The following is a 3,316-nucleotide window of genomic DNA, read 5'->3' on the forward strand; positions in this document are numbered from 1 at the left end:
GTTTGTGATCGTCGATGGCCATCCGATCCACAAGGCGAAGCTGGTCAGGGACTATGTGGAGAGCTTGGAAGGCAAGCTCAACCTGTTCTACTTGCCGCCTTACTCGCCGCAACTGAATCCGGACGAGCAGGTCTGGGCGCACGTGAAGCGCCAGGTATCAAAGCGTCTGGTGCAAAACCATGAGGAAATGAAGCGGCTAGCAATCGGCGCCTTGCGTCGAATCCAAAAGCTACCCGGGCTGGTGAAATCGTTCTTCCGCCAGCCTGAGTGCCAATATGCCTGCCAGTGACAATACTTTTGCAAAGCTTAGTAAAACGTTAGGCCGCCCGCACAGAGGAACGATCTATGATAGCGACACCCACCTTTAGTTCACCAAGAAATCTACCTCGTCGTGTCGCCGTCATCGGTGCTGCAGGTGGTCTTGGTCGAGGCATTCTTGAAGTATGTCGCGCTGAGGGGATCGACTTCACCGCGATCGTTCGCTCACGACCAGAGAGAATTACCGGCGTGCCGGGCAAGTCTCGTGTTGCTGTTATCCAGTCTCTCGCTGATGGGGCTAGTCTCGTAGATGCATTTTCCGGGTCCGATGCAGTGCTCACAGCACTCGGAGTGACGGCAACAACGCAAGATCGCCCCGCACTATTTTCTGCGAACATGGGCACCATTATGGACTCCATGAAAACTGCTGGAGTTGATCGCATCATAATAATGAATACACTTCTTTCCTCCTTGCCTGGTATGCCAGCGAGCAAGCTGATGCGTTTCTTCGCTTGCGTGCCAGGTAACATGGGGCGTGGCGCAAGAGAACAGTCAGCGGTTGTTGATGCTCTAGGCACAGGTATTTTTTCCTCTCTTCGCTGGACGCTCGTGCGAGGCGCAGTCAATTCACGAGGTAGCGCCGAGCGCCCCGTGGCTTCCTTTGAGTGGACTGGTGCACAAAATTCGTGGTTCCCCGTCTCGTATTCGGAAATGGGTCGGTGGATGCTGGAAGAATCCGTAGCGAACAATTTTGTACAGGCTGCACCGCTTGTTTCGCGAGGACGCAGATGAATCGACTGCGGCCCAACCAATCATTGCAGCCGACGCCTGCTACGCAGTCGCGGCTGAACCCCACACGCTAGACGTAGCACAAAAAGGCTATTACGGATTGCCGATGGTAGAGTTTATGCTCAAGTTGATCGTGTTTAGAGAAAAATTAAAAATACCAAACGGCTCTAATACGGAGTTAAATGTGCAGGTGCTTAGTTCCTTAGCGCCAAGAAATGGCAATGTAAATTGTGTATTCAGCCAAGTCTCAGAAAATGTGTTTTATTTTAGGGAAGAGAAAGAAAATATAGTTAGTGTTGGCTCCAGGTTCACCCCAGTAATGGAGGGGGAGCTGCTGGTGCATTTAGAAGTGAATGAAGTTGAAATAGTTGGAAAATTGAAGTGGTTCACATTGTTGTGTACTTTGGTTTTGGTGTTTATCGTTGCTCTGAATGTTAGTTTTGTTTTTTCTTTAGCTTTTGCGTTTGTTTATATTTTTATATACATGAGTCAAAAAAAGCGATTCAAAAGTCTTGGCCGTTCTGTAATAAAAAAAATGGCGACCAGAACGGTCTAACATTTCAATCAACCGGACCTGCGCCGGCGGCGCAGCCCGGTTATTTCAGGCGTTAGATGGTGGAGCCACTGGGCGTATCAAACAGCTCTTATTCCGTAGTTACTGCGAAGGTTTATTCAGTTATGTCTGTATTGCTGAAGTCGTTTCAATACAAAGCGTGGGCTAACAAGCGAACACTCGAAGCAATTAAACGCATTGATAGCAGCGAGTTTCCATCCACGATCAGCTTCGTAAAACAGCAGCTAAATCACATGATTATCGTTGAGGAGCTATTCAAAGCGCGCCTTATGGGTGTTGAGTCCCCGCATAAGACAACCAACACAACAACACTTCCTAGCCTCGACCAGCTAGAGCGGAGGATTGAAACCTCTGATGCTTGGTATTACTCCTACGCGTCACAACTACAGGACCAGCATGAAGAATTGGTCACGTTCCAGTTCGTTGATGGGTTACAGGGCTCGATGTCACGCGCAGAAATCCTCTTCCATATCATCAACCATGGCACTTATCATCGAGGGGCTATTGGACATGCGCTTGATCTCTGCTCAGTAGCACACCCCGCAGATACCTATACAGTTTTCATTCATGCAGCCGAGCCAGATCGCCGCCTGGCACGATGACAGAAAAATCAAACAGCACTTCAGGGCCGAAAACCATAAATCATGGCTATGTCACCGTTAGGTGTGGAATTGCCTCCTCAGCGACCTAATCTTCCAGATTGATGGTCATCACGACGGGGGAGATGATGAAAGCGACTGAGTTTGAACGGTGGCTGAGCCATGTGTCCCGTCTGACGAGGCGTCAGCGAGAGCGGCTTGCTGATGCATTGCGGGAACACGATGACACCGAACGCTGCAGAGCCCTCATTGAGTCACGGCTAGCCGATAAGGCTTGCCCACATTGCGGGACCACCGCGGCCTACCGGCATGGAACGGCTCATGGTTTGCAGCGGTATCGCTGCCGGCGCTGCCAGAGAACTTTCAACGCGCTGACGAACACCCCACTAGCCCGGCTCCGCCGGAGGGAGAAGTGGCTCGGCTACAGCCAGGCGATGCTGGATTCGCTGACGGTGCGCCGCTCAGCCGGGATGCTGGGCCTGCATCGGAACACGACATTTCGCTGGCGTCACCGTTTCCTGGCCTGGCTGAAAGACGACCGTCCGGCCCGCCTGTTCGGCATTACCGAGGCCGACGAAACCTATCTGCTCGAATCGGAAAAAGGCGCCCACCACCTGCAGCGCTCCTCGCGTCGGCGCGGGGGCGTCGCGAGTTTGCGTGGCTTGTCCAAACAGCAAGTCTGTGTGCTGGTCGCCCGCGACCGCAGTGGGCAAACCCTCGACTTTGTGACGGGGAAAGGGCAAGTGACCAAGGCACAACTCAAAGCGGTCTTGCCGGCTGTTCTCGACAAAGACGTGCTGTTGGTGAGCGATGGGAATGCCACCTACCGGTACTTCGCCCGCGAGGCTAACATCTCGCATGAGGCGGTCAATCTCAAGGCAGGTCGCCGTGTTCGGGGGGCTTACCACGTTCAGAACGTCAATGCCTACCACAGTCGCCTACGCGCGTGGCTCAACCGCTTCCACGGCGTGGCGACTAAGTACTTACCCAACTACTTGGGCTGGCGCCGACACCTTGACGCCCACCGTATCAGCACGCCGGCAGCCCTCCTGGATGGTGCTCTTGGCAAGTTTCCACACCTAACGGTGACATAGCC

The 3,316-nt window shown here is 53.0% G+C and carries 5 protein-coding genes; all 5 read left to right on the forward strand.

The window, feature by feature from the left end; all coding sequences use genetic code 11:
* Positions 1–289, forward strand: a 289-nt coding sequence (locus QU481_RS23520; RefSeq protein WP_289828758.1) for a transposase, incomplete at its 5' end; no start/stop codon positions are given.
* A 56-nt stretch (positions 290–345) separates the two neighbouring features.
* Complete coding sequence (locus QU481_RS23525; RefSeq protein WP_289832372.1) at positions 346–1,050, forward strand: NAD(P)H-binding protein; 705 nt, start codon at positions 346–348, stop codon at positions 1,048–1,050.
* Positions 1,028–1,603: a hypothetical protein gene (locus QU481_RS23530; RefSeq protein ID WP_289832373.1), complete on the forward strand. Its 576-nt coding sequence runs from the start codon at positions 1,028–1,030 to the stop codon at positions 1,601–1,603. The genes QU481_RS23525 and QU481_RS23530 overlap by 23 nt, the downstream gene beginning before the upstream one ends.
* A 122-nt stretch (positions 1,604–1,725) precedes the next feature.
* The gene (locus tag QU481_RS23535; RefSeq protein ID WP_289832374.1) at positions 1,726–2,223 is read left to right on the forward strand and encodes a DinB family protein; all 498 of its coding nucleotides are present in this window, start codon (positions 1,726–1,728) and stop codon (positions 2,221–2,223) included.
* 125 nt (positions 2,224–2,348) lie between these two features.
* Positions 2,349–3,314: an IS1595 family transposase gene (locus QU481_RS23540; protein WP_289830262.1), complete on the forward strand. Its 966-nt coding sequence runs from the start codon at positions 2,349–2,351 to the stop codon at positions 3,312–3,314.
* The last annotated feature ends 2 nt before the right edge of the window (positions 3,315–3,316 follow it).

Origin of the sequence: Crenobacter oryzisoli, from assembly GCF_030385785.1 — a bacterium.
GTDB classification, from domain to species: Bacteria; Pseudomonadota; Gammaproteobacteria; order Burkholderiales; family Chromobacteriaceae; genus Crenobacter_A; species Crenobacter_A oryzisoli.